Here is a 23,931-nt window from a genome sequence, read left to right as displayed (position 1 = left end):
TGCCGGGGGCCGGAGCGAGCGCGATCAATGCGTGGCATGGTTGCGTGGGGGCGCGGGGCTGGGGTCAGTCTCGGGCTCATCACCGGGATGGGCGGCACCCTTTGTCGTCTACCCCGTCAGCGAGGACGCCGTCCGGCACCGCCGCGGTGCCGTCGTCGACACCGCGGCGCTCGAAGTCCGAGTGAGGCAGACCGGGTTGGTGTGAGCCCGGCGTCAGGGGGGATGCGGTCGCCGAGGGTGCAGGCTCTGCTGGGCTCTTCGCTTGGGGCCCAAGGTCCGGGTCCGGACGCACATGGATCAGTCGCTTTCGCCGCGGCTTGGAGTGCCACTTGATGCCGTTTCGGCGAACAGCACCGCCCGGCGCATCGAGGGTGCGGCATGGCAACGGTCAGCTGAGGTTGGTGAGGGGGAGCAGGCCACGCTCGGCGAAGACCTTCTTGGCGATGAGTGTGGCGTTGATCGACCGTGGCATGCCGCAGTAGACGGCTGAGTGCAGCAGCGACTCGGTGATTTCGGTAGCGGTCAGGCCGACGTTGAGCGCGGCGTTGATGTGTACCTCCAGCTCGATTTCGCAGCCACCGAGCGCGGTGAGCACGCCCAGAGTGACCAGCTGTCGATCACGCGGGGCCAGCTCGGGACGGGAGTACATGTCGCCGAATGCCCATGCCACCACCTGGTGGCCCAACTCCGGTGAGGTGTCTGCGAGGGAGTCGACGATCCGCTGTCCTGCTTCGCCGTCGACCTGCTCCAGCACCTTCATGCCGTACCCGTAGCGGTCTTCGCGATTCATGGAATCTCCTCAGGGCGTGGTGTGCGTTCCGGTCCGTCCGGTGCGCTGTTTCCAGCCTGGCCTGAGGGTCGCCCAAATCTGCTCCATGGGCATGACTGTCTATACTTCCCATGCCTGGGAGGTATAGATGGAGCTAAGGCTACTCGGCTACGCAGTCGCGATCGCGGAGGAGGGCAGCATCAGCGGAGCGGCGCGGCGGCTGCATCTGACGCAGCCTACGCTAAGCCGCCAACTCCAGGAAATGGAACGGCAGTTGGGGGTCAAACTCTTCGTCAGGGAAGGGCGCGGACTGACGCCGACACAAGCCGGACAGGTGCTGGTCCGGCGTGCGGCCACCGTGCTCGCCGAGGCGGAGGCCGCCCTGACGGACGTGCGGCTGGCCGGGCAGGGCATGGCCGGGCGACTGGTCGTGACCTTCGCCGGTTCGGGCATCAACGGGCCACTCGGTGCAGCGCTGGGCCGGGTGCGGCGTGAACTTCCCCGAGTGCACCTGCAGTTGGAGGAGAGCTTCAACGATGCCGAGATGTCGAAAGGCGTGCTGGACGGCCGCTACGATCTCGCGGTTCAGCGCCTCCCCATACGCGATGCCCGGCTGGCCACGCAGGTGTGGTGGCGTGAACCGCTGACGCTGTTCCTGCCGGCCGGCCATCCGCTGGCTCATCCCTCGGAACCCGCCCCGCTCACCGCACTGGGCCAGATCCCCCTGGTCATCTGGCCCCGGGACGTCTCACCTCGGTCCTACGACGAGATCATCGCCCTCTGCCACGGCGCCGGGATCGTGCCGCGGATCAGTGCCGAAGGCCGCAGCGTGCAGACGCTGCTGGCCCTGGTCGCGGCCAAGTTCGGCGCCGCGGTGCTCGCCGATTCGCACCGTGTGCTGCGCCGCATCGGAGTGACCCCCCGGCCATTGGCCGAGACCTCGACCGACCTGCACCTGGTGCGGCGGGCCGATGACACCAACCCGCTCGTCGAACGCCTCTGCGCTCTCCTCACCGATGCACGGGGGCGATGCGACGGGTAAGTGCTCAGAAGGCATCGATACCGACCGGCTCAGTCACACGGCTCGTCGGACAGCAGCCGGAGGCCGACACCCTCGCGCGGCTTTCCCGGGAACTCCGGGGTGTACCAGGTACCGCCGTCCCGCGTGACGGCGAACACCTCGTAACCTTCGAGCCCGGCCAGCCAGTTTCTGGCGGCGGTGCCCATGGCGAAGGCCGGCGTAGGCGTCCGTCGTGGTCAGGTGGCGGCCGACGACGGTGACCGAGGCGGGACCTGAGGCGGGGGCGCCGGTGTGCGGATCGAGGATGTGGGAGCCCCGCTCGGCAGTGCCCGAGGTGGCGACGGCCAGGTTGCGTCCGGTGACGACGGTGCACAGTTCCCCGGGGCGCAGCGGGTGGGCGATCCCGAAGCGCCAGGGGGCGCCGGGCGCCGCCTCCCCGCTGAGCTGGAGGTCGCCCCCGCCGTTCACGCAGGTGTGGTGGGCGCCGGCGGCCTGCAGGAGCTGCGTGGCGCGTTCGCCTGCCCAGCCTTTGACCAGTCCGGACGGGTCGAGGGTGCCGTCCGGGGTGGCGCTGAACCAGCCGCCCGTGGCGCGCCCCACCTGCTCGCAGAGGTCGAGGACCTCCCGCACCTCGGGGGGGGCAGGCGTCGAGTTCGATCTCGCCGCGCGCGAGTCGGCTGACGGCGCTGCCGGGGCGGTAGGTCGAGAAGACCTGGTCGACGTGGTGGAGCCAGGCGACCGCGTCGTGCAGGGCGGACCCGATGGCGGGCGTGCGGGGGTCGCGGATGTCGAACGAGAACACCGTGCCCATCGTCCGCTCGACGTGGCACAGGCTGCGCCGGGGCTCAGGCACCGGCCTGGTCCAGGGCGCTCTGCAGCGATCGGATGTAGCCGGCGCTGGTGTAGCTGGCTCCGGACACCGCATCGATGCGGGCGCTGTGCATGCTCAGTGCTTCCTGGGTCAGGCGCGGTACGGCGTAGGCGGCGATCTCCCGGTCACGACCATTCTCGGACGGCGTGTGCAGCACCTTGACGGCCGTCAGTCTGCCGGCCTTGACGGTGGCGGCGACCTGTACGGTGCCGTATCGGGTGCGGATCGCGCGTCGCCCGGGTGGCCGCTCCGCTGCGGACGTCCGGTGGGCGACGAGGCCGGCGCGGCACCCACCCTGGTCGGATCGCTGGTGAGGCCGGCTGGCTGGTGCGGTTTGAGGGAGAGCAGGAGGACGACCAGGGCGCTGGTCGACACGGCAGTCAGTGACCTCGTCTGGGAGGCTTTCGAAGAGCGCGCGCAGCGGGGTGATACCCACGCCGCCCGCGAGCAGCAGTACTTTGGCTGACCGGCGACGCGCTTCGGTGAAGGCACCGTAGGGTCCTTCGGCCCACACCCGGGTGCCGGGCCGCAGCCGCGCCAGGGCCGCACTGTGCCCGCCGGCCGTCTTCACCGTGATGCGCAGGTGATGGGGGAGCGGCGGCGCGGAGAGGGAGTATAGGGGGTGGCGGTCCACCACAGGCCCGGCGCCAGGAACCGCCAGCGGAAGAACTGGCCGGGCCGGGGCGCCGAGCTCGGACAGCCGCTCGCCCGTGAGGTACACGGACACCGCGTGCGGCGGGCGGCACCGGACTGGGGCTCGCCATCGTCAAGGCGTGGTCACCGCGCACGGCGGGCGGGGCGTGATGACCAGCCGCCCTGGACACACCGAGTTCACCGTGATCTTCCCCCGGCGTCGCTCGGTACCGACAGCCACTGACCCGCCCGTATCGTCAGGCGCTCCGGACGCTTGGCCATGAAGCCACGCCTGCAAAGTTGCGGAGAATGCCGTTAGCCCACGTCACGGAGGTGAGGCAACGAGCAGGTGATGCCACGCCGCGTGGGGTCCGGGCCCCGTGCGATGAACAACCGCCCTCGCGACGGCTTCGGGCCGAGCCAGTGAGGGGGCGCTACCGAGTCCGTTCGGACCCGGACGTCGCTCAGACGTCGAGCGTCACCGAACAGGTCCAGCCCTGTGCCCCATGGGCGAAGTCCAGCTCGTGCAGAGTGACCCCCTTCGGTACGGCGCCCGTCACCTGGAGTGAGTCGGCGTCAGCCATGCGCAGGGCGGCGCGCAGGCCACCGGCGATCGGGGTCAGTTCCACCTCGATCGGGACCTCGCCGTCGGTGTCGAGCCGGTACACGATCTCGTCCAGTAGGGCCACCAAGAGGTCCTCGTCCGCGTCGGCTCGCACTTCCACGTCCCGCCTCCGGACGCCGACCGCTCCTGCCAGATCCAGGAACGACTCGCAGACACCATGCACGGCCTGCTCCAGGCACTCCTCACGGGTGGGAGCCCATGCCTCCACCCGCAGATCCGCAGTGTGCGGAACACTACGGTGACCGCCGTGGCGCGTGGCACTCTCCCGACGCATCACACGCCTCCCTCCGGCAGCCACCACCGATCGCGACATCGGGCCGAAGCCATGGTGGAGGACACGGCTTCAAGCAGGTACCGCGGACGCCGCCTGAGCCCGGTCGTCACCCCTTGACGACGCCGAGCGGCACCATGCGGGCAACCGGCCGGGCGAGACCCGCGCCTTCCGTGGCACGGGCGACCGCGTCGACGTCCTTGTAGGCATCGGGGGCCTCTTCCGCGAGGCCGCGCCACGAAGACGGCCGGACGGAGATGCCCTGGGACTCCAGCTCGTCGCGCAGCTGCTCGCCGCGGACCCGGCGCAGCGCCTGGTGGCGGCTCCACACGCGCCCCGCGCCATGGGCGGTGGACGCGAACGCGTCGTTGCCGATGGTGCCGACCATCACGTACGAGGCCGTGCCCATCGTGCCGGGAACCAGTACGGGGTGTCCGAAGGCAGCGAGTTCCTCGGGCAGGTCAGGGTGGCCGGGCGGGAGCGCCAGGGTGGCGCCCTTGCGATGGACGCACAGCCGGCGCGGTTCCCCGTCCACGTCGTGGGTCTCGACCTTGGCCGTGTTGTGGGAGACGTCGTAAACCAGGTCGAGTCCTGCTTCGGCGGCGATGTCGAAGGCGTGGCGCGCCGCCTCGGTGAGCAGCTGCCGGTTGGCGCGGCCGTAGTTGGCTGCGGCCGCCATCGCCCCGAGGTAGGCGCGGCCGGGTGTGGAGACGACAGGCGCGCAGGCCAGCTGCCGGTCCGGAACGCGGATGCCGAATCTGCGCAGGGACTGGTCCATAACGCGGACATGGTCAGTGCATACCTGGTGGCCCAGGCCGCGTGAGCCGCAGTGGATCATCACGCACACTTGGCCGACGTGCAGGCCGAAGGCGGCCGCGGTCACCGCGTCGTAGACGCGGTCCACGGCCTGGACCTCCAGGAAGTGGTTCCCCGAGCCCAGGCTGCCCACCTGCTGCAGCCCCGCTCCACGGCCCGCTGCCCGACCTGTGACGGATCAGCCCCTGCCAGTGCCCCACGGTCCTCGCAGCGCTCCAGATCGCGTGACACACCGTGCCCGTGCTCGACCGCGTAGCCGGCGCCGGCGACCAGAAGCTTCTCCATCTGCGCCCGGCCGGTCAGCTTCCACAGCCCGCCACGTCCCATGCCACGCGGCACCGTGTCGCCGAGGACGTCCATCAGCCGCCGCATCCGCGGGACCAGTGGCTCGCGGTCGATGGCGGCGGCGAGCAGCCGGACACCGCAGGAGATGTCGAATCCGACGCCGCCGGGCGAGACCACCCCGCCGGCGTCGATGTCCGTGGCGGCGACGCCTCCGATCGGGAACCCGTAGCCCCAGTGCACATCGGGCATGGCGAACGAGGCGCGCACGATGCCGGGCAGCGTCGCCACGTTCACCACCTGCTCCAGAGCCTTGTCCCCAGCCGCCTGCGGCAGCAGATCAGGCGTCGCGAAGACCACTCCTGGCACCCGCATCGGGGCGCACCGGTCTATGCGGAACCGGAACTGGCTCTCCGGCACCAGGGATATGTCCATATCCGTCACCACCCGTCGTCCGCGGCGCCGCAGCCATAGCCTTCCTACCTCTTGCCGGTCAGGAGACGTGTCCTCATCGATCGCGCGGACTGATGCGGCGTCCGGTGAGGCGCTTGGGCTGGACCGACACCCACATCTCACGTTCACCCCCGGCCCATGGCTTGGTGTGGGCGCGATCGGTCAGCCTTCGCACCTCGTCGGGCTCCGTGACAACTCGCGCGGGGCCGATGACGAGCACGCTCCAACCCTGGCTCATGGCCTCGTCAACACGGTCGACCTCGAAGGCTACGTCCGCTCCCACGGCCGCCGCCGGAGCCGTGGCAGGGGCGGTCCGGAAGGCGATCATGTCGTCGATGACTTCGTAGTTGACCGGTACCACGGTCGGGCCATCGGGCGTCGACACTGCGACGCGCCCAATGCCGTGCGTGGACAGCCGGGCGCGGCATTCGTTGGGGTCGAGATCCCGCAGCTGAGGGTGCAGCAGCGCCTGGCCTTGGCCAGGGGGCAGATCGATGCCACCCCCGCGCAGGGCTGCGGCGCTCATGCCGAGCGCGTCGGCCAGTCTGATGAGGCTCGCCAGGCTCGGGTCGGCGGGCTGTTCTTCGAGGTACGCCAAGTAGTCCAGCGCCATTCTGGCGCGGCGGGCTGTTTCGGCCCGGGTCAGCCCCTGTCGTTCGCGCTCTGCGGCAACGCGTCGGCCGATATCGCCGGGGTTGGATGTTCCGCCCGGTGTGGTCCTGTCGGACACGGCGCCCACCTGCTGCCCTGCTCCTCCGGGCCTCTGCTCGATGTGACGGATATGGGCATCGGGTCCGGGAAACACGAGGGTCACCTCGTCTGTGTCCGACCAGCGCACATCGTAGGGAGGCGTTCCGTCCTCGTGGTGGAGTCCGACAATCTCGCCGTCGCGCCTGGTGGCGCCAGTGACCGGGCTTTCGACTACGAGTTGATCGCCGAGTTGAGCTCGCATGATCGCCACCATTTCCTCAAGGTGCTGTATCCAACGTGCCACGCGCTGCGTGCTGCCGCATGGGCCTGCGCGATGCCGATGCCGTCCGCGCTGCGCCTCGTTCCGGATGGGGTGACGGTCGAGGCAGGCGAGAGGCAAGTCGCCCTCCTCATCCCCGTCATCGAGCGGCTGCGCCGGAGGGTCGACGACGAGGTCTCGGGTCACATGTGCCATCGGGCGAGCACTCCGCAAGGCTGCGGGCGCGGCGATGCCCTCGATGTCATGTTCGGTGGCACCCACCAGCTGCCGGGATTCACCTCAAGGGGGCACGGCACCCCACCGTCGAGGTTTGGATCACCGTGTCGGGTCACCATCCGTGGGGGCTTCCTGGTCGGACCGTTGCTGTTGCTGCAGCACGTCGAGGACGACGGAGCCGTCGACGGTTTCGCGGGCAGTGAGGAGCTCGGCGAGGCTGTCCAGCGCCGGCCGGTGCTCGCGCAGCAGGTCCACGGCGCGCTTTTCAGCCTGCCGGACCAGGCGGGCGATCTCCTCATCGACGATGCGCTGGGTCTGCTCGGAGTAGGGTCGTTGCAGGGTCTCTTCGGGAGTCTCGCCGCCGAGGTACCGCGGGGCGCCCGAGGCGTAGCCGACCGGTCCGAGGGCGGGGGAGAGGCCGAAATCGCGGACCATGCGTCCGGCGATCTGGGTGGCTCCGGCGAGGTCGTCGGCGGCGCCGGTCGAGCCTTCGCGGAAGACCACGAGCTCCGCGGCCCGGCCGCCGAGCCGTACGGTGAGCAGGTCGGTCAGATAGCCCTCGCTGTACAGGTGGCGCTCGGCTTCCGGCAGCTGTTCGGTGGCGCCCAGGCTCGGCCCCGAAGGCAGGATGGTCACCTTCGCGACCGGGTCGGCCTGCTCGCACAGGGCCGCGACCAGGGCATGGCCCGACTCGTGGACGGCCACGGCGTGGCGCTCCTCGGGGAGCAGGGCGTTTGAGGTCTCTCGCCGGCCGAGCAGGACCCGGTCACGGGCGTCGTCCAGGCCCTGGGCGGTGATGATCGACCCGCCCGCGCGGACCGCGTTGATGGCGGCTTCGTTGACGAGGTTGGCGAGGTCGGCACCGGAAAACCCCGGTGTGGCTCGGGCGACAGCGCTCCAGTCGACGTCGGACGACAGCGACTTGCCACGGGCGTGGACGGCGAGGATCGCTGCCCGCTCGGCCTGGTTGGGCAGTGGGACGGTTACATGCCGGTCGAAACGGCCCGGCCGCAGAAGTGCGGGGTCGAGGGCCTCGGGCCGGTTGCACGCGGCCAGCACCACGATGCCGCTGCTCTGGTCGAAGCCGTCCATCTCGGCCAGGAGCTGGTTCAGGGTCTGTTCGCGCTCGTCGTTACCGCCGAGCCGGGCCCCGCCGCGGCGGCTGCCGACGGCGTCGATCTCGTCGATGAAGATGATCGAGGGGGCGCGTTTGCGCGCGTCGGCGAACAGGTCGCGCACCCGGGAGGCACCGACCCCGACGAACATCTCCACGAAGGCAGACCCGGTCACCGAAAGGAACGGGACTTCCGCCTCGCCGGCGACAGCGCGAGCGATCAGGGTCTTGCCGGTGCCCGGGGGTCCGACCATGATCACGCCACGTGGTCCCTTGGCGCCGACCACTGCATACCGCTCGGGATGGCGCAGAAAGTCCACGACCTCACTGACCTCCTGCTTGACGCCCTCGTACCCGGCGACGTCGTCGAACCGAGTGGTGGGACGCTCGGTCTCGATGATCTTCGCCTTGGACCGTCCGATGCCCGTGAGCCCCCCGGACAGCGTGCGTGCCGCCTGGCGCCCGGTCCACAGGAAAAGGGCACCCAGGAGTATCAGGGGCAGGAGCACTGCCAGCAGGGTTCCCAGCCAACTGCCCCCACCACTGTCGGAGGCGGTGATGTCGACCTTCTCGGACCGCAACTGCTGCTCAAGGCGGTTGTTGTCCAAAGCGGTGGGGATCCGGGTGGTGAACTTACGGCCGTCCTTGAGAGTCCCGCTGACGGACCCCTTGTCGTTGATGTCGACGGTCTTGACCTGGCCTGCGCTCACCTTGCCGAGGAACGCACTGTACGAGTACGAGGTGCCCGCCGGGGACTGCGGCCTGGTGAGGAGAAGGGTGAACATGGCCACCAGGACGATGGGCAGCAGCCACGGCCGCCAGGCGGGGGGTCGCGCTTCCGGTGCCGGCTTGGGTGGCTCCCGTGACTGACCCGGTTTGGCCGACCGCGTCGGATGGCGGTGCGGCAAGCGAACTGCTGTGATCACCGCTGGCTCCCTTGACGCAGGGCATGCCTTGTAGACAACAGTGTTTCCGCAGTGCGAGTGCTCGGACCGTGGCCGGGGACCTTCTCATGGCCACGTTCGCCGGGCCTGACCTTCGTCAACGGCCATGTTCCCACCTCGGAGTCGACACGGACGGTGCCGGGGGCCTCCTTGGAATGAGCGTCTGTGTAGTGGACGCGCACAGCCAGGTGCGAGATCTCGGGCGCGTGCTGCACGATGAGGGGCAGGGCATCGGGGAGCGTCCCGAAGTGGGCTCTGTCCGGGGCGGGAGGTTCGGGGGGTTCGTCCCACAGAGTGAGCTTCCCGTGGGCGATGAAGAGCGCCTGGCCGCGCGCGCCGGGCACATCCACATCTCTTCCCACAGTGCTGGCCACAGCTGCTATGGAGTCCGGGTCCGCACCTTCGGACAGCAGGCCCTTGTGAAGATGCCGCCAGCGCAGAGCGATGGCGGTGTCCGGATCGTCGATGGCGCTGTGACGCGAAATGTCCAAGTGGATCGCGGCAAACGGGCCGGACTCCTTGTAGAGGGGGTCGACGACGGAGAGTCTCATCACTACTCACTTACACGGGTCGTCGGCACACCGCCCCAGATCGGGCGGGCGCATGCCGGAAGCTGTCCCTGATGTCCATGGTGCGCTCGCGGACTGCGCCGCGCCTGGAAGCGCGGGCTGCCCGCTGTTGGCTGGAGGGCAGTACCGGTGTCGGCTCCGGGCCCGGGCGCCTGCCGGGAGCAGCCGTGAACGGCCCCGTCGCCCGGAAGATCGTCATGCGACTCCGGGCGGTCATCGCACACTGGAAGTGAGGCCGGAAGGCTGGTGCAAGAGTCACAAGAGGGCAGGGAAAGGCGTGAGCGGCGATGCAGGATCAGGCAGGTGATGTCCTGCGGTTCACGGGACGAGTGGTGAGAGAGCCGACACCGGCCGAGGAGCGGAGCGCCACGGCCGGTAGCAGGCCGATGCCCGCGGTGCGCTGTACGAGCGGTAGAACCGTAGAAACTGCAACTTCCGGCATCGCCTCTGGCGGGCGCCTCCCCCTTCGCCGTACGCCAAGGCGGCGCATCCGAACAATCCGAGTGCGCAGCCTCTTCGGCTGACAACTTCTTCTTCGCTGCTGACACGATCGAAGGCGGTCGGCATGGGCACCCGTGCTGGATGAGGCGGGCTCCTCCTGGCGGCCGGCGGTCAATGCGCTTCGCCCGGTTGCTGAGTCTCGTGGCCGGCGGCCCATGCGAGGGCGTCGTCGAGTTCGTCGTAGGCGAACCGCCGCACTTCGGCCTTGACGAAATGGTTCGCGAGCTGCGGCGCCAAAGCCGCGGCCTTGCTGTCCGCCGCCAGCGCGATTCTTTCGACCTTCCGGTGGTGGTCGCGGATGAACCGCACGTGGCGGATGAGGCTGCCGATGTTTTCCCAACCGGGGAAATCGCGCGTGTGGATCACGACGCCGGCCAGTTTGTCGTGTGCCCGAAGCCAGTTGTCCGCGGTCACGGACAGGGCATCGAAGTCCTGGGAGCGCAGGGGGTGTTCGACTTCGACGACAAGCACGCGGGAATCGGTCAGGAGCCGGTGGGAAATGCCGGGGCCTTCGGGCAGTGACGTCAACCACTGCAGGGCCTCGTCGCGCTCCTGAACGTCGAAGACACGCACGGGACAGGGCATCAGAAACCGCGTCAATCGTGTCGACTCGCGGATCCAGCCCTTGTCGCTGACGACCGCGCAGCCCTCGCACAGCCGTATGGCGCCGGGGCCGACCTTGAGGTCCTCCCAGCCTGCGGCGGGGGTGAACGACTGGAACTCCGGCCCGATCTCGCACAGAACCCGAATGCGGCGCCCTTCCCTGCGCGCCTCATTGATGAGTGGCTCGACCACCGTCTGGTAGTCGCTTTTCGATACGGTGCCGATCGCCTTCACCACGTCGATGCCTGCGGGCGTTTCTTTGGTTCTCACCAGCATGTGATTCTCCCTCCGGACCAGGACGACGCGGTGTACGCTCGGCCGAGCGAGTCAGGTGGCCGCGCAGACGACCTCGACAAAATGACCCACCTGCTGCTCCGATAGGCGACGTGCGAGGTCCGCCTCGCTGATCATGCCCACCAGGCGGTGGTCTTCGATGACCGGCAGCCGCCGGATCCTGTGCTCCTCCATTGTCCGCAGAACCTGGTCGGAGTCGGCCGCCGCGTCGACCGTAATCGGCTTGCCCTGCTCCAACTGCCCCGCGGTCATGGTCCTGGGATCCTTGCCCTTGGCAAGGCACTTCACCACGATGTCACGGTCGGTGATGATCCCGTGGAGCCGGTCATCCGGTCCACAGATCGGTAGGGCTCCGACTCCCAGCTCGCTCATCCTGCGTGCCGCATCCTGCAACGTCTCGCTTTCCTGGATGCAGGTGACACCTACATGCATGATCTCCCGCGCCGTGGTCATGGCTGCCTCCTTTGCAGCGTTGCGATCTACGCGAGGAGAGCCCACCTGGCCGGGCCCGCCCCGACTCGTACTCCTGCAGTCAGTGTGATTTCTTCGCATCCCGCACGCACGCCAGGGGCATCGGATCTCGGCGCCCTCTTCTCGGCTTCCGCGCCGACCGCTGCCCGTCACTGACGAAACCGCGCGGACCACCGAGGTTCCACCGAGGCCCATTCGGCATCCCACTGCGCATGCCTCCTACGGTCCAGTACCAGGCGCATGCCCGCCCGAGCGCCGAAAAGTGCCGAGGCCACGCCGACCGCCGTCATGCCACCCACCAGCCAGCCGGTTGCTGTCGCATCGCGCACGGTCATCGGAGGACTGCTGATGCTTCCGTCCCGCTTCAGCCAGATCGGAACCGTGGCCCCCTCGGGCGTACCCCCTTTCACGAGGGCGATTCCGGTCCGCTCCTTGCCGTTCCTGTCAGTCCAGCGGACCTGTGCTCGGTGTTCGGCGTTTTCGGCACGGCGCTGCACTCCTTCGACATTCGAAGCAAGCCGGGCGGTGACCTCGTACCGTTCCGTCGACTGTGCTTGCACGGCGCGCATCGAAGAGTCGCATGCCGCCAGCCCCGCACAGGTCGACGCCACCGGAAGTCCGAAGACGAGCAGGAGCATCAGCAAGCGGAAGACCCCGGATTCGACCCTGTCGGATGTACGCCTCAGGGGGTTCGCTGCCTCGGGCGGGTGCCCATGCCGCGGTGGATGCGGACTGGATGCGTCCGGCGAGCCTCGTGCACTCATGTCTGTCTCCAGCAATGGGCTGGTTCCCCACCACCATCGAACGGTGGCAGACGCGGTCACATGGGCGAAGGTCCCCGGTGGGCGGCCTTCCAGGCCCCACGGAACGGTCGCCGGCGTCCCCGGTGATGCGCGCTTCGCTCGACAGCCGGGTCCGTATGCAGCCAGTGAAGGTCTGGGGTACTCCTCGTAGTAGTGGGGGCCGTGCTCGGCGTGCCGGCGGTCTCTGGACGGACAGGCGGACTCGTACACCGGCGTTCCAGCTTCATACGAGACGGAGGCAGTCGCCAATGGAGCCAGTCATCACCGTGGGCCTTGACGCTTCACCCGAGAGTCTTGCCGCTGCCTGTTGGGCCGCCGATGAAGCCGAACGGCGCAAGCTCACACTGCGTCTGCTGCACGCATGGCCCACCCTGGCGCCGGAACCGACCCGCGTCGCCTCCGAAATCGATCACAACTATTGGGCGAGGCGGCTCGTCGACAAGGCACGGGCGGAACTCCAAGCGCGCCACCCGGGCCTTGTGATCGTCGGCAACCTGGTGGCCGACGATGCCCCGAACGCACTGCTGCAAGCGGCATCGGAGTCCGAGATGACGGTGCTCGGCTCGCGGGGGCTGGATCCTGTCGGGAGTTACTTCCTGGGCGACATCAGCACGCCCGTCGTGGCACGGGCCGAGCGGCCGGTGGTCCTGGTCCGTGCCGAAACCCACAAAGAAGGGCCGCCGCCCGCCGTACACACGACAGGTTGTGTGGTGGTGGCACTGAAACTGCACGGCCCCTGCGACGATCTGCTCGAGTTCGCCTTCGGCACTGCCGCAGCATGGGGTGTGCCTCTCCGGGCCGTCCACGGACGAAGCGTGCCGCCGCACGCCCACGTCTCCTTGGGAATGGCCCATGACGTCGCCGAAGAGATCATTCAGGACGCGCGGAAGCAGCTGACCCAGGCTCTCCGCCCCTGGTGTGAGCGGTTCCCGCACGTGGAAGTGGCCGACAGCATCGATCTCGACAGCCCCGCCCAGGCCGTCATACGGGCCGCCGCCGACGCCGTGACACTGGTCCTCGGCAGACGCAAACACCGTCCCGCGCTGATGCCCCGCCTGGGCCCCGTAGCCCAGGCCGCCCTCCACCACGTACGATGCCCCATCGCGGTCGTCCCTCATGACTGAACCGGCGAATCGCAGGGAGCGCCGCCACCTGTGGCACCGCTCCGTCGCCTACCGTGCGCTGGTCCCTGCCGGGAGTCGGTTCCGTGCGGTCTCAGTGACGGCCAGTGCCACCCCATCACCCGGCTGTACACGGCGGCCTGTGGGAGCGCGTGAACCGTTTGAGGCTGGGACCGTCGACCTCTTCGCCGGTCCCAGCACGGTGGTACGAGGACGTCGGCAGGCGGCAGACGTGCTGCGGCTACCGACAACCGAAGTCGACTGCCGCCACGGATCGTTTCACACCGCGGCATGAAGCTGGGTGATGAGATGCTGCTGTGCCGCGCGCGTAGATGCGGGACAGCAAGCTGGTTTCGCTTCAGCGCCTCGACGCCACGCCTCAGAGGGACGGTTGCTTGAGCTATCTTGCCTCAAGGTGTGAACTCCCAATGTGCGGGGCGCCGGGCTCACTTGGCCCGGTGATGGGCGCGGCACTGACTCGCTATCCCGGGCGCCACTGGTGCTGTGCCCGCCCCGCACCTCGTCGCAGCGGCCCGGACAGCCACCGGCAGGGCGGCTTCCTCCTTCGGCGACACGAAGCGCCTGTTCGCGGGTGAAGCGCTGCGCCCAGTCCCGGAAACCGGGTTCGTCGGCCGATCGGCGGCGGCTGGGGCCGGACGGCCCCTCCCTGCCTGCTCGCTGCGCGGCCCACTGTGGAGGTGTCGCATTGCCACGCGGCGCCGTTCCGTGTACCGAGGAGGAGCCATGCCGAACACTCCGCACATCGTCGGTGATGTGATGACCAAGACCGTGGCAGCGGTCAACCGGGAGGCGGGGTTCAAGGAGATCGTCGAGACCATGGAACGGTGGACGGTCAGTGCGCTGCCGGTCCTGGCAGGGGACCGACGCGTGGTCGGGGTGGTCTCCGAGGCGGATCTGCTGCCGAAGGAGGAGTTCCGGGAGTCGGACCCCGAGCGTCTGGAGCAGCTGCGGCAGGTCGATGACGTCCGTAGGGCGGAAGCGGTGACGGCGGGGGAGCTGATGACCAGTCCCGCCCACACTGTGCGCGCCGATGCCACGCTGTCGCAGGCGGCGCGGGTGATGGCGAGGGAGTCCGTCAAACGGCTTCCGGTGGTGGACGGGCACGGGCTGCTGCGGGGGATCGTCAGCCGTGCCGACCTGCTGAAGGTCTTCCTGCGCTCGGACGAAGACCTCGCGGAGGAAGTCCGCCGGGACATCGTCGGCGCGCTGTTCGCGCCGCCGACCAGGGACCTGCAGGTCACGGTCGCAGACGGGGTGGTCACGCTCAGCGGGAGGGTCCGGGACACGGCACTCATCCCGGTGATCGCTCGCCTGGTGCGGTCGGTCGAGGGGGTGGTGGACGTGGAGTTCGATGTGACCGGGCCGATGTCCGTGTCACCCGGGCCGCCGGAGAGGGGATGGCATGCCTGACCGCATGGTCCTGGCCCCAGGACTATTCCCGTCGCGGGTCATCCTTGCAGGTAACGAGCCCGCCCCGCCTCCAGTCGGGCGATCGGAACGCGATAGGGCGAGCAGGAGACGTAGTCCAGCCCCGCCGAGTCGAAGAAGTGGATGGAGTCGGGGTCGCCGCCGTGTTCACCGCAGACGCCGACGGGCAGACCGGGGTGAGCGGCGCGGCCCTCCTGGAGTGTGAGGGAGATGAGGCGGCCGACTCCGTCGAGGTCGAGGGTTTCGAAGGGGGAGGCGTCGCAGATGCCTTGTGCGAGGTAGGCGGGGAGGAAGGACGCTTCTGCGTCGTCCCGGGAGAGGCCCCAGGTGGTCTGGGTGAGGTCGTTGGTGCCGAGGGAGAAGAAATCGGCGTGCCGTGCGATGGGGCCGGCCGTCAGGGCGGCTCGGGGGAGCTCGATCATGGTGCCGATGGGGCAGTGCACGTCGATGCCGGTCGCTGTGGAGACTTCGGTGAGCGTGGCGGTTACCTCGTCGCGGGCCCGTGAGAGTTCCCTCGCGGTGCCGACGAGTGGGATCATGATCTCGGCGTGTGGCTCGCCGCCGTCGCGTCGGCGCTGGGCGACGGCCTCGCCGATGGCCCGCGCCTGCATGGCGTACAGCCCGGGTGTCACCAGTCCGAGACGGACTCCGCGCAGTCCCAGCATGGGGTTGTGCTCGTCGAGGCGCGAGACGGCATCGAGCAGGCGCACGTCGTGTGGGTCGGGTGTCTCCCCAGCTGCTCGTAGGGCGGCGATGCGTTCGGTCAACTCGGTGCGGTCCGGGAGGAATTCGTGCAGTGGGGGATCCAGCAGGCGGATGGTCACGGGCAGCCCGTCCATGGCGGCCAGGATTTCGGTGAAGTCGCCGCGCTGGAGGGGCAGCAGGTCGTCCAGGGCCTGCCGGCGGTCCGCATCGGTCGGCGCCAGGATCATCGTCTCGAGGAGGCGTCGGCGTTCGCCGAGGAACATGTGCTCGGTGCGGCACAGGCCGATGCCGCTCGCCCCGAAGCGTCGGGCGCGGGCCGCGTCCTGGGGTGTGTCGGCGTTCGCCAGGACGTCCAGGCGTCGCGCGTGGTCGGCTCGTTCCAGTGCGTGGGCTACCGCGGCGCTCAGGGCGGTGGGTTCCTCGCCGTATTCGAAGTAGCGCATCACGTCGGACTCCACCAGCGGCAGTGCGCCCAGGTGCACAGCGCCTGTGGAGCCGTCGACGGAGATCACCGTGCCTTCTGTCACCCGGGTGCCGTCGGAGGTGGTGAAGGTCCGGTCCAACGGGTCGATGGTCAGCGTCTCGGTGCCACATACGCAGACCCGGCCCATGCCGCGTGCCACTACGGCCGCGTGGCTCGTCTTGCCGCCGCGGCCGGTCAGCACCGCGCGTGCGGCGATCATGCCGGGCAGGTCGTCGGGGCTGGTCTCGCGGCGGACGAGGACGACGTTCTCCCCGAGACCGGCCCGGCGTACTGCCTCGGCCGAGTCGAAGACCGTGGCGCCGACCGCGGCACCGGGGGATGCCGGTATGCCGACCGCGAGCGGCGGTTCGGTGTGAGCCGTGTCGAATCGAGGGAACATCAACTGCCCGAGCTGCTCGCCGGTCACCCGGCCCAGCACCTCGTCCGGAGTGATCACGTCCTCGTCGATGAAGTGGGCGGCGATGCGGAAGGCCGCCTCCGCGGTGCGTTTGCCGATCCGGGTCTGGAGCATCCACAGCTTTCCGCGTTCGATGGTGAACTCGGTGTCGCACAGATCGCGGTAGTGCTTCGTCAGTGTCAGTAGGCAGTCCTGAAGTTGATGGAACGACAGCGGGTCGAGCCGCTCCAGGTCCTGTAGCGGAACGGCGTTGCGGACGCCGGAGACGACGTCCTCGCCCTGGGCGTTGGGGAGATAGTCGCCGTAGACGCCCTCGCGACCGGTGGCTGGATCGTGGGTGAAGGCGACACCGGTTCCGGAGTCGGAGCCGAGGTTGCCGTAGACCATGGCCTGGACGGTCACCGCTGTGCCCAGGTCTTCGGCGATGTGCTCACGGCGCCGGTAGATCTTCGCTCGCTCGCCGTTCCAGGAAAGGAAGACGGCACGGACGGCGCGGCGCAGCTGTGTGGCCGGGTCCTGCGGGAAGTCCTCGTTGGCCGCTGTCCTGATGATCCTCTTGAAGTTGTCGACAACGAGAGGGAGTTCGTGCGCATCCGGGTGGCGCGCCAGTTCGGAGGCGAAGAGGTCGGCGTCCACGCCCAGTACGGTGACGCCGTACATCTGCAGCAGTCGGCGGTAGGAGTCCCAGGCGAAGTCGGCATTGCCCGACACCTCTGCCAGGCCGCGCACGGTCGCGTCGTTGAGTCCGACGTCAAGGATCGTCTCCATCATGCCCGGCATGGAGCGCTGAGCCCCCGACCGTACCGAGAGCAGCAGCGGGTCCTTCGGATCGCCGAGGCTGCGGCCCATGGATTGTTCCAGGGCAGCGAGATGCTCGGTGAGTTCGCCAGCGAGCTGTTCGGGCTCGCTGCCGGTGGCCAGGAAGGACCGGCACGCCTGGGTGGTGATGGTGAACCCGGGGGGCACGGGCAGACCCATGCGGGTCATCTCGGCGAGGTGGGCGCCCTTGCCTCCAAGGAGGTTGGCCATGGACTGGCCGCCGTCGGTGAAGTCGTACACGTATCGGATCATGACCGTGACCCTTCCTGGAGAGCGGCGATGGATGCCGCCGGCGGTGGTGTCGAGCGAGCGCACAACCGGATGTCGGCCGTCGCGGTCAGTCGTGGGGGACGATGGCGACCGGTGCCGGGCAGTGGTGCAGGACGGCGTGAGCGATGTGCCCGATGCGTGGGGCGATGGCCTTCGGAGCCCGGGTGCGCCGTCCGATGACGACGAGGGCGGCGCAGGTTGCGGCGTCCAGCAGATGGTGGGCGGGTTGTCCGATGACGGCTTGCTCGGTCACGTCCACGGACGGGTACTTCTCGCGCCACGGCCGCAGCGCATGCCGCATGGTTTCCGACTCCGCGTCCGCGATATCGGCTTCCCAGTTCGGGTCCGTGCCCACGCCGGACTCGCCGTAGAAGGCCGGTGGGTTCCAGCCGTGCACCACCAGCAGGGGAGCGGCTCGCAGCGCCGCGGATTCGAAGGCGAAGCGGATCACGTCGTCGCCAGGTCTGGCGAGGTCGAGGCCGAGGACCACCGGGGGCGGGGACACGACCCCCGACGCCCGTCCCTGATGCTCGTTCTCTTCTGCCGTCCGGGCGCGTACCAGGACGACGGGCCGCTCGGTGTGCGCGACAGTGGCCAGAGCGACCGAACCGAGCAGGAACCCGGTGAGCCGGCCGATGCCGACCGTACCGACCACCAGGAGTTCGGCTTCTTCGGCGGCTTTGCACAGTACCTCCGGGGGTGGCCCGGTGAGACGCTGCGCTGTGATGTCCAGGTCCGGGTAGAGGTGCTGCAACCAGGCGGTCACCTCACGTGGGACGCCCTCGGACCAGTGCCGGGCAGCCTCGGGCCCTCCCGGAGGTGCGTGGGCATACGGCTGCCACTCCCATGCATGGACGAGCCGCAGCGGCACGTCCCTGAGCTGGGCCTCCCGCGCGCCCCAGTCCGCGGCGGCCAGGCCCGAGGGGGATCCGTCCACGCCGACGGCCACGGGGCGCGTCATGACGTACCTCCCAGGGGAGCGAAGGTTGCGTTCCCCTGACACGGTGCTCGGCGTGCCCGACTCAGGGGAGGGGCCGCAGGGGGCCTTCTCACGGGCCGACCGGCCCAACGGGTGGCGCGCTGTGCAGTACGCCCTGGTTGGCCCTCAGTGTCGTAGGCCCCTGCCGAACGCTGCTCGCTCGGTTTGGGGCCGGACGGCCCCTGCACCACGCGGTGAGGCGGAAGCAGGCTGGAGGTGTCACCAGCTCGTGCGACAGGGGTCCGTATCAAGGAGGCGTCATGGAGCACACTCCGCGCACCGTCAGCGATGTGATGACGCAGACCGTGGTCGCGATCGGTCAGGAAGCACGCTTCAAGGAGATCGTCGAGACCATGGAGCAGTGGAAGGTCAGTGCTCTGCCCGTGCTTGCGGGGGAGGGGCGAGTGATCGGTGTGGTCTCCGAGGCTGATCTGCTGCTCAAGGAGGAGTTCCGGGAAACGGACCCGGACCGTATGGAGCAGCTGCGGCGCTCGGACGCCGTGCGCAAGGCCGGTGCCGTGACGGCGGGGGAGCTGATGAGCACGCCCGCCGTGACCGTGCATGCCGGGGACACCCTCGCCCAGGCGGCGCGGACCATGGCGTACAAGTCGGTGAAGCGGCTTCCCGTGGTCGACAGCGAGGGGCTGCTGCAGGGCATCGTGAGCCGCTCGGACCTGCTGAAGGTATTTCTGCGCTCCGACGAGGACCTGGCGGCGGAGGTACGTACGGAGGTCGTGGACCGGCTGTTCGGCGAAGCCGCGAAGGAGCTGTCGGTCAGCGTCACCGATGGGGTGGTCACCCTCAGTGGCCGATTGCGCAATGTCTCGCTCATCCCCGTCGCGGCACGCCTGGTGCGGGCGGTCGAGGGCGTCGTGAACGTGACGTTCGACGTCACGGACGCTGCTTCGGCAGGGGCGGTTCCGCCGTCGGCCGAGCCGCAACTCTGACCGCCGGCTCTGTGCGAATGGGGTTCACGGATCAGGGCGTGGCAGGGCCGGTCGGCCCCGGCGAAGGGCACTGGATGGCTCTCGCGATGAAGCTGCCGCGCAGCAGATCGTAACGAGCGGGGGCCGTGAGGAGGAGCGGTAAGGAAGGTTGTTGCGATGACTGACACCGCCTCCGGTGCGTACGGGGTCTGCGCATTGCTGGCCGACGGAAGTACGGTCCGGCTGCGCCCCGCGTGCCCGGAGGACCGTGCACAGGTACTCCGGCTCTACGCGGAGATGTCCGCGGACAGCTTGCGCAGTCGGTTCTTCCTGGCGAGCCGCCGCTCCGGCGAGCAGGCCGCCGACCGGCTCTGCGCGCCTACTCGCCCCGGTCACCGCACGCTGGTCGCCGTGCAAGGCGACCGGCTGGTCGGCGTCGCCGAGTACGAGTCCGTCGACGACCCCGCCTCCGCCGAGATCGCCCTGGCGGTCGCCGACGACTTCCACCACCGCGGCGTGGGCACCCTGCTGTTGGAACACCTCGTCCACGCCGCCCGAGAGAACGGCGTGGAGACCTTCACCGCCGATGTGCTCGCCGACAACCACCTCATGCACAAGGTTTTCGCCGACCTCGGCCTGCGCGTCACGCGGCGATACGAAGGCGGCACGGTGTGCGGGGCCGTCCGGCTCGAACCGGACGAGCGCTATCTGTCGGCGGTGGACAGCCGGGGCCGCACCGCCGACACCGCCAGCTTGCAGCCGTTGCTGCGCCCCCGCACCATCGCGGTGATCGGTGCCGGAACCCGGCCGGGGGCGGTCGGCCGGGCCGTGCTGCGCAACCTGCGCGAGGCTCACTTCAACGGGCTGCTCTACGCAGTCAACCCGCATGCCCACGCCGTGCTGCGTATCCCCGCCTATGCGTCCATCGCAGACCTTCCCCACCCGCCCGACCTCGCCGTCATCGCGATACCGGCTGCCGCGGTTCCCGAGGCGGTGGTCCAGTGTGGAGAGGCGGGAGTCAGAGCGCTGGTGGTCGTGACCTCCGGCCTGGATGCGAGTCGAACCGCAGAGCTGACCGGGGCATGCCGGCACTGGGGGATGCGGATGGTCGGCCCCAACTGTCTGGGTATCGCCAATACGGAAGAGTCCGTTCGCATGGATGCGACCTTCGCCGTGACGAAGCCGCCGCCGGGCACCGCAGGGGTCGCCGTGCAGTCCGGTGGAGTCGGCATCGCGCTTCTCGACGGGCTCTCCCGCTTGGGCATCGGCATCTCCAGCTTCGTCTCGCTGGGCGACAAACGCGATGTCAGCAGCAATGACCTCCTGCAGTGGTGGGAGGACGACGGAAGGACCGAACTGGCGCTGCTCCACCTGGAATCCTTCGGCAATCCCCGCGCCTTCTCCCGTACGGCTCGACGAGTCGCCCGCCGCATGCCGGTGCTCACCGTCGACGCCGGGCGCTCGGAAGCGGGCCGCCGCGCCGCTGCCTCCCACACGGCGGCAGCGGCAACCCCGACCATGACCCGCCGGGCACTGTTCACCCAGGCCGGCATCACCGCCACCCGCACCCTCGGCGAGCTGCTGGACACCGCGGCGCTGCTGCACTGCCAGCCGCTGCCCGCCGGCAGGCGGGTCGCCGTGGTCTCAAACGCCGGAGGCGCCGGAGTGCTTGCCGCAGACGCGTGCGTGGATGCGGGCCTTGCCGTCCCCGAGTTGCCGTCGGACCTCAAGGGAGAACTATTTTCCCTGCTTCCGGCGGGTGCCGGTATCGGCAACCCGATCGACACCACGCCAGCGGTGACCGTGCCGGAACTGAGCGAGTGTGTGGATCGGCTCGCACGTTCAGGCGCGGTGGACGCCGTCCTGGTGGCCCTGGTGCCGACCGCGTTGGCCACGGCTGTCGGCACTGACCTGGTCACAGCGGTGACGTCCCCGGCGCCGCAGGCCTGCTCCGACGTACCGCTCGTGGCGGTGCTGCTCGACCAGCCCGAGCGCGTCCGGCTGCTCCGCACCGAGGACGGGAAGGCGGTGCCCGCTTACGGCGAACCGCAGTCGGCGGCCAGGGCCTTGGCTTACGCCGCCGAGCGGGCAAGCTGGCTGACCAGGCCACAGGGCAGGGTGGTGGATCCGGCCGGTGTCGACCTCCCACGGGCACGCGCACTCGTGGAGGCGTTCCTCGTGCGGGAGCCGGCCGGTGGCTGGCTGGACGCGCGAGAGACCGAACCGTTCCTCGGCTGCTACGGAATTCCCCGACTGCCACAGGCATGCGCCATCACCGAGCAGGAAGCGGTCGACGCCGCTGCACGCCTTGTGGGACACGATGGTGCTGTGGTGCTCAAGGCCCAGGGCCCCGGCCTCGTCCACAAGAGCGAGCGGGGCGCCGTCCTCCTCGATCTGCGCGGCGAACGCCAGGTGCGGGATGCCTACCGTGACCTGACAGGCCGCCTCGGCACCGGCATGACCGAAGTGCTTGTGCAGCCGATGGCTGCCCGCGGGACGGAGTTGCTGGCCGGCGTGGTCCAGGACGACGTCTTCGGAGCCCTGGTCCTCTTCGGGCTCGGTGGCACCACCAGCGAGTTGCTCGCCGACCACGCCGCGCGCCTCGCCCCCCTCACCGACACCGACGTCCATGAACTCCTCACCGCACCGCGCTGTGCGCCGCTGCTGTTCGGCTACCGGGGGAGCGGCCCGGCCGATGTTGCGGGCCTGGAGGATCTGCTGGCACGTCTCTCCCAGATGGCCGACGACCTTCCCGAGCTCGCCGAAGCGGAATGCAACCCGGTCATCGCCGGGCCGGACGCCGTCACCGTCGTCGACGCCCGGGTACGTCTGCTGCCGCGCCACGCGCGCGATCCCTACCTGCGCCGGCTGCCGTGAGGCCGGGCACGAGCGGAGAGGGCCGGAGATGAAGCGCCGACGGGTCGGAAGTGTCATGACCGCGGATGTCGTCCGCGCGTACCGCGAGACACCGGCCGGGGAGATGGCGCGGTGGCTGGCGGAGTACGACATCAGCGGTCTGCCGGTGGTGGACGCCGACGACAAGGTGATCGGGGTCGTGTCCGCGACGGACCTGGAGCGCGTGCGGAGAAGGACCGGCAGTGACGCCGACCTCGATGCCGGCACGCTGATGTCCGCTCCGGCACGTACGGTCCGCGCCGACGACTCCGTGGTGCGGGCGGCCCGCCTGATGAGCGCAAGCGGCGTCGAGCGGCTTCCCGTGGTGGACGAGGAGGCACGGCTCGTCGGCATGCTCACCCGGCGTGACGTGCTGCAGATCTTCGCCCGTCCGGACTCGGCCATCCGCGACGAGGTGATGGACGACATCGTGGTGCGGGCGTTGTGGCTGAGTCCGACGAGTGTGGACGTCTCGGTCCACGACGGGGTGGTGACCGTTGCGGGGAGCCTGGAGAGCAGTGGCCAAGTGGCCGTCGCGGTATGGATGATGCGACAGGTTGACGGCGTCACCGCGGTCGTCAACCGCCTTACCTATTGGCGCGAGGCTCCCTACCAGCAGCCGTTGTAGCCGACCGTCCTGACCGTGCCGACCGGGGCCGTCCACCGCACCTGAGCACTGCCGAGTGTGCCGCCCGCGGAATCGACACCGATGTGCAAAGGAGGCTCTTTCGTCATTACCGCGGAGACACTGTGCCGCTGGTCAGTGTGCCACTGGGACGCCCGAGGGTCGCAGGTCCGGCGGGCACGGGTGCGGGGCCGAACGGGCTCACCTGGGAATTTGTGGGGCGGGGGCCGTGCCGGCCTGGCACGCTGCCGCGTCAGGAGCCACGATGGGAACAGCGGGGGTGACGTCGCACCCAGCCGGAGGGCGCCATGGGCAGTGCGGAGGCATTCTCACCGGAGCGGCCGATCCGGGTGTTCCTGGTCGACGATCACGAAGTCGTCCGGCGCGGTGTGCAGGACCTGCTCGACGCCGAACCCGACATCGAGGTGGTGGGCGATGCCGGGACGGCCGACCATGCGCTGGCCCGCGGCCCGGCGCTGCGACCGGATGTCGCGGTGCTGGACGTACGGCTGCCGGACGGGAACGGCGTCTCCGTGTGCCGGGAGCTGCGCTCGCGTATGCCGGATCTGGGCTGTCTGATGCTCACCTCGTTCGACGATGACGATGCACTGCTCGACGCGATCATGGCCGGCGCGGCCGGCTATGTGCTGAAGGAGATCAAGGGGGCCGACCTCGTCACCGCGGTGCGTACGGTTGCCTCCGGGCGCTCGATGCTCGACCCGGCGACCACGACGCGCCTGATGAGCAGCCTGCGGGGCGAGAAGACCGAGACGGAACCGGAGGCGGATGCGCTGTCCGGGCTGTCCCCGCGGGAGAGGGAGATCCTCGGCCTGATCGGGGAGGGTATGACGAATCGTCAGATAGGTAAGCGCCTCTACCTGTCGGAGAAGACCGTCAAGAACCACATCTCCCGCCTGCTGGCCAAACTCGGTGTGGAACGGCGTATCCAGGCGGCCGTCCTCGCCACGCAGGCCGCCGCGCCACGTGATGAGGCCGCCGGGTCGCATCAGAGCTGAGGAGTGCGGTACGGCGTGC

At 69.4% G+C, this 23,931-nt stretch carries 18 protein-coding genes and 3 pseudogenes; 7 read left to right on the top strand and 14 right to left on the bottom strand.

Going from position 1 to position 23,931, the window contains the following annotated elements:
* Positions 1 to 388: 388 nt before the first annotated feature.
* Positions 389 to 790: a carboxymuconolactone decarboxylase family protein gene (locus ACZ5XZ_RS29150; protein ID WP_430975360.1), complete on the bottom strand. Its 402-nt coding sequence runs from the start codon at positions 788 to 790 to the stop codon at positions 389 to 391.
* 127 nt (positions 791 to 917) lie between these two features.
* Here ACZ5XZ_RS29150 and ACZ5XZ_RS29145 point away from each other — a divergent pair, with 127 nt between their 5' ends.
* The gene (locus tag ACZ5XZ_RS29145) at positions 918 to 1,811 is read left to right on the top strand and encodes a LysR family transcriptional regulator (RefSeq protein WP_468983212.1); all 894 of its coding nucleotides are present in this window, start codon (positions 918 to 920) and stop codon (positions 1,809 to 1,811) included.
* Between the two features lie 29 nt (positions 1,812 to 1,840).
* Here ACZ5XZ_RS29145 and ACZ5XZ_RS29140 read toward each other — a convergent pair.
* The 11 genes and pseudogenes from ACZ5XZ_RS29140 to ACZ5XZ_RS29090 form a co-directional block, all read right to left on the bottom strand.
* Positions 1,841 to 2,601, bottom strand: a pseudogene (locus ACZ5XZ_RS29140) (FAD:protein FMN transferase).
* Positions 2,602 to 2,635: 34 nt separating this feature from the next.
* Entirely contained in the window at positions 2,636 to 2,818 is a 183-nt protein-coding gene (locus tag ACZ5XZ_RS29135) for an FMN-binding protein (RefSeq protein ID WP_468983322.1), read from the bottom strand.
* A gap of 225 nt (positions 2,819 to 3,043) precedes the next feature.
* Positions 3,044 to 3,397: pseudogene (locus tag ACZ5XZ_RS29130) on the bottom strand (ferric reductase); the annotation flags it as partial.
* Between the two features lie 361 nt (positions 3,398 to 3,758).
* Positions 3,759 to 4,193 carry an archease gene (locus ACZ5XZ_RS29125; RefSeq protein ID WP_468983209.1) on the bottom strand — a complete coding sequence of 145 codons (435 nt, stop codon included), beginning with the start codon at positions 4,191 to 4,193 and terminating at the stop codon, positions 3,759 to 3,761.
* A gap of 106 nt (positions 4,194 to 4,299) precedes the next feature.
* Positions 4,300 to 5,540 (bottom strand): annotated as a pseudogene (locus tag ACZ5XZ_RS29120) (RtcB family protein).
* A gap of 256 nt (positions 5,541 to 5,796) precedes the next feature.
* Positions 5,797 to 6,693 carry a DUF1918 domain-containing protein gene (locus tag ACZ5XZ_RS29115; RefSeq protein ID WP_468983319.1) on the bottom strand — a complete coding sequence of 299 codons (897 nt, stop codon included), beginning with the start codon at positions 6,691 to 6,693 and terminating at the stop codon, positions 5,797 to 5,799.
* 333 nt (positions 6,694 to 7,026) lie between these two features.
* On the bottom strand, positions 7,027 to 8,967 hold the full coding sequence (ftsH, locus tag ACZ5XZ_RS29110) for an ATP-dependent zinc metalloprotease FtsH (protein ID WP_468983206.1): 1,941 nt from the start codon (positions 8,965 to 8,967) through the stop codon (positions 7,027 to 7,029).
* Positions 8,964 to 9,536: a hypothetical protein gene (locus ACZ5XZ_RS29105; RefSeq protein WP_468983204.1), complete on the bottom strand. Its 573-nt coding sequence runs from the start codon at positions 9,534 to 9,536 to the stop codon at positions 8,964 to 8,966. The genes ftsH and ACZ5XZ_RS29105 overlap by 4 nt, the downstream gene beginning before the upstream one ends.
* Positions 9,537 to 10,166: 630 nt before the next feature.
* The gene (locus ACZ5XZ_RS29100; protein WP_468983202.1) at positions 10,167 to 10,934 is read right to left on the bottom strand and encodes a SpoIIAA family protein; all 768 of its coding nucleotides are present in this window, start codon (positions 10,932 to 10,934) and stop codon (positions 10,167 to 10,169) included.
* 51 nt (positions 10,935 to 10,985) lie between these two features.
* A complete protein-coding gene (locus tag ACZ5XZ_RS29095; RefSeq protein WP_468983199.1) occupies positions 10,986 to 11,405 on the bottom strand; it encodes a CBS domain-containing protein in 420 nt (139 codons plus the stop codon).
* A 167-nt stretch (positions 11,406 to 11,572) separates the two neighbouring features.
* Positions 11,573 to 12,187, bottom strand: a complete 615-nt coding sequence (locus tag ACZ5XZ_RS29090) for an Rv1733c family protein (protein WP_468983197.1) — start codon at positions 12,185 to 12,187, stop codon at positions 11,573 to 11,575.
* Between the two features lie 287 nt (positions 12,188 to 12,474).
* On the opposite strand from ACZ5XZ_RS29090, the gene ACZ5XZ_RS29085 reads away from it, so the two are divergent.
* Complete coding sequence (locus tag ACZ5XZ_RS29085) at positions 12,475 to 13,350, top strand: universal stress protein (protein WP_430975351.1); 876 nt, start codon at positions 12,475 to 12,477, stop codon at positions 13,348 to 13,350.
* A 741-nt stretch (positions 13,351 to 14,091) separates the two neighbouring features.
* Positions 14,092 to 14,778: a CBS domain-containing protein gene (locus ACZ5XZ_RS29080; RefSeq protein ID WP_468983194.1), complete on the top strand. Its 687-nt coding sequence runs from the start codon at positions 14,092 to 14,094 to the stop codon at positions 14,776 to 14,778.
* Positions 14,779 to 14,816: 38 nt separating this feature from the next.
* Here the strand turns inward: ACZ5XZ_RS29080 and ppdK are convergent, their stop codons facing one another.
* A complete protein-coding gene (gene ppdK / locus ACZ5XZ_RS29075; protein WP_468983193.1) occupies positions 14,817 to 17,453 on the bottom strand; it encodes a pyruvate, phosphate dikinase in 2,637 nt (878 codons plus the stop codon).
* Between the two features lie 85 nt (positions 17,454 to 17,538).
* Positions 17,539 to 18,432 (bottom strand): universal stress protein, encoded by an 894-nt coding sequence (locus ACZ5XZ_RS29070; protein WP_468983190.1) that lies wholly within the window; start codon positions 18,430 to 18,432, stop codon positions 17,539 to 17,541.
* Between the two features lie 278 nt (positions 18,433 to 18,710).
* Between ACZ5XZ_RS29070 and ACZ5XZ_RS29065 the strand changes: the two genes are divergently transcribed.
* From ACZ5XZ_RS29065 to ACZ5XZ_RS29050, 4 genes are all read left to right on the top strand, one after another.
* Positions 18,711 to 19,397, top strand: coding sequence for a CBS domain-containing protein (locus ACZ5XZ_RS29065; RefSeq protein ID WP_468983187.1), 687 nt, complete (start codon positions 18,711 to 18,713; stop codon positions 19,395 to 19,397).
* Between the two features lie 156 nt (positions 19,398 to 19,553).
* A complete protein-coding gene (locus ACZ5XZ_RS29060; protein WP_468983185.1) occupies positions 19,554 to 22,253 on the top strand; it encodes a bifunctional acetate--CoA ligase family protein/GNAT family N-acetyltransferase in 2,700 nt (899 codons plus the stop codon).
* Positions 22,254 to 22,308: 55 nt separating this feature from the next.
* Positions 22,309 to 22,899 carry a CBS domain-containing protein gene (locus ACZ5XZ_RS29055; protein WP_468983182.1) on the top strand — a complete coding sequence of 197 codons (591 nt, stop codon included), beginning with the start codon at positions 22,309 to 22,311 and terminating at the stop codon, positions 22,897 to 22,899.
* A gap of 305 nt (positions 22,900 to 23,204) precedes the next feature.
* Complete coding sequence (locus tag ACZ5XZ_RS29050; RefSeq protein WP_468983180.1) at positions 23,205 to 23,912, top strand: response regulator; 708 nt, start codon at positions 23,205 to 23,207, stop codon at positions 23,910 to 23,912.
* Positions 23,913 to 23,931: the final 19 nt, after the last annotated feature.

It is taken from the genome of Streptomyces sp. NPDC033270, from assembly GCF_055576575.1.
Note: the sequence above shows the minus strand (reverse complement) of the source record. Positions and strands in the feature narration are given on the sequence as shown.

Excerpts from the sequence above, each read along its gene's own strand:
- ACZ5XZ_RS29150 (WP_430975360.1), bottom strand. The coding sequence starts at position 790 with ATGAATCGCGAAGACCGCTACGGGTACGGCATGAAGGTGCTGGAGCAG.
- ACZ5XZ_RS29145 (WP_468983212.1), top strand. The coding sequence starts at position 918 with ATGGAGCTAAGGCTACTCGGCTACGCAGTCGCGATCGCGGAGGAGGGC.
- ACZ5XZ_RS29125 (WP_468983209.1), bottom strand. The coding sequence starts at position 4,193 with ATGCGTCGGGAGAGTGCCACGCGCCACGGCGGTCACCGTAGTGTTCCG.
- ACZ5XZ_RS29115 (WP_468983319.1), bottom strand. The coding sequence starts at position 6,693 with ATGCGAGCTCAACTCGGCGATCAACTCGTAGTCGAAAGCCCGGTCACT.
- ACZ5XZ_RS29105 (WP_468983204.1), bottom strand. The coding sequence starts at position 9,536 with ATGAGACTCTCCGTCGTCGACCCCCTCTACAAGGAGTCCGGCCCGTTT.
- ACZ5XZ_RS29100 (WP_468983202.1), bottom strand. The coding sequence starts at position 10,934 with ATGCTGGTGAGAACCAAAGAAACGCCCGCAGGCATCGACGTGGTGAAG.
- ACZ5XZ_RS29095 (WP_468983199.1), bottom strand. The coding sequence starts at position 11,405 with ATGACCACGGCGCGGGAGATCATGCATGTAGGTGTCACCTGCATCCAG.
- ACZ5XZ_RS29090 (WP_468983197.1), bottom strand. The coding sequence starts at position 12,187 with ATGAGTGCACGAGGCTCGCCGGACGCATCCAGTCCGCATCCACCGCGG.
- ACZ5XZ_RS29085 (WP_430975351.1), top strand. The coding sequence starts at position 12,475 with ATGGAGCCAGTCATCACCGTGGGCCTTGACGCTTCACCCGAGAGTCTT.
- ACZ5XZ_RS29080 (WP_468983194.1), top strand. The coding sequence starts at position 14,092 with ATGCCGAACACTCCGCACATCGTCGGTGATGTGATGACCAAGACCGTG.
- ppdK (WP_468983193.1), bottom strand. The coding sequence starts at position 17,453 with ATGATCCGATACGTGTACGACTTCACCGACGGCGGCCAGTCCATGGCC.
- ACZ5XZ_RS29070 (WP_468983190.1), bottom strand. The coding sequence starts at position 18,432 with ATGACGCGCCCCGTGGCCGTCGGCGTGGACGGATCCCCCTCGGGCCTG.
- ACZ5XZ_RS29065 (WP_468983187.1), top strand. The coding sequence starts at position 18,711 with ATGGAGCACACTCCGCGCACCGTCAGCGATGTGATGACGCAGACCGTG.
- ACZ5XZ_RS29060 (WP_468983185.1), top strand. The coding sequence starts at position 19,554 with ATGACTGACACCGCCTCCGGTGCGTACGGGGTCTGCGCATTGCTGGCC.
- ACZ5XZ_RS29055 (WP_468983182.1), top strand. The coding sequence starts at position 22,309 with ATGACCGCGGATGTCGTCCGCGCGTACCGCGAGACACCGGCCGGGGAG.
- ACZ5XZ_RS29050 (WP_468983180.1), top strand. The coding sequence starts at position 23,205 with ATGGGCAGTGCGGAGGCATTCTCACCGGAGCGGCCGATCCGGGTGTTC.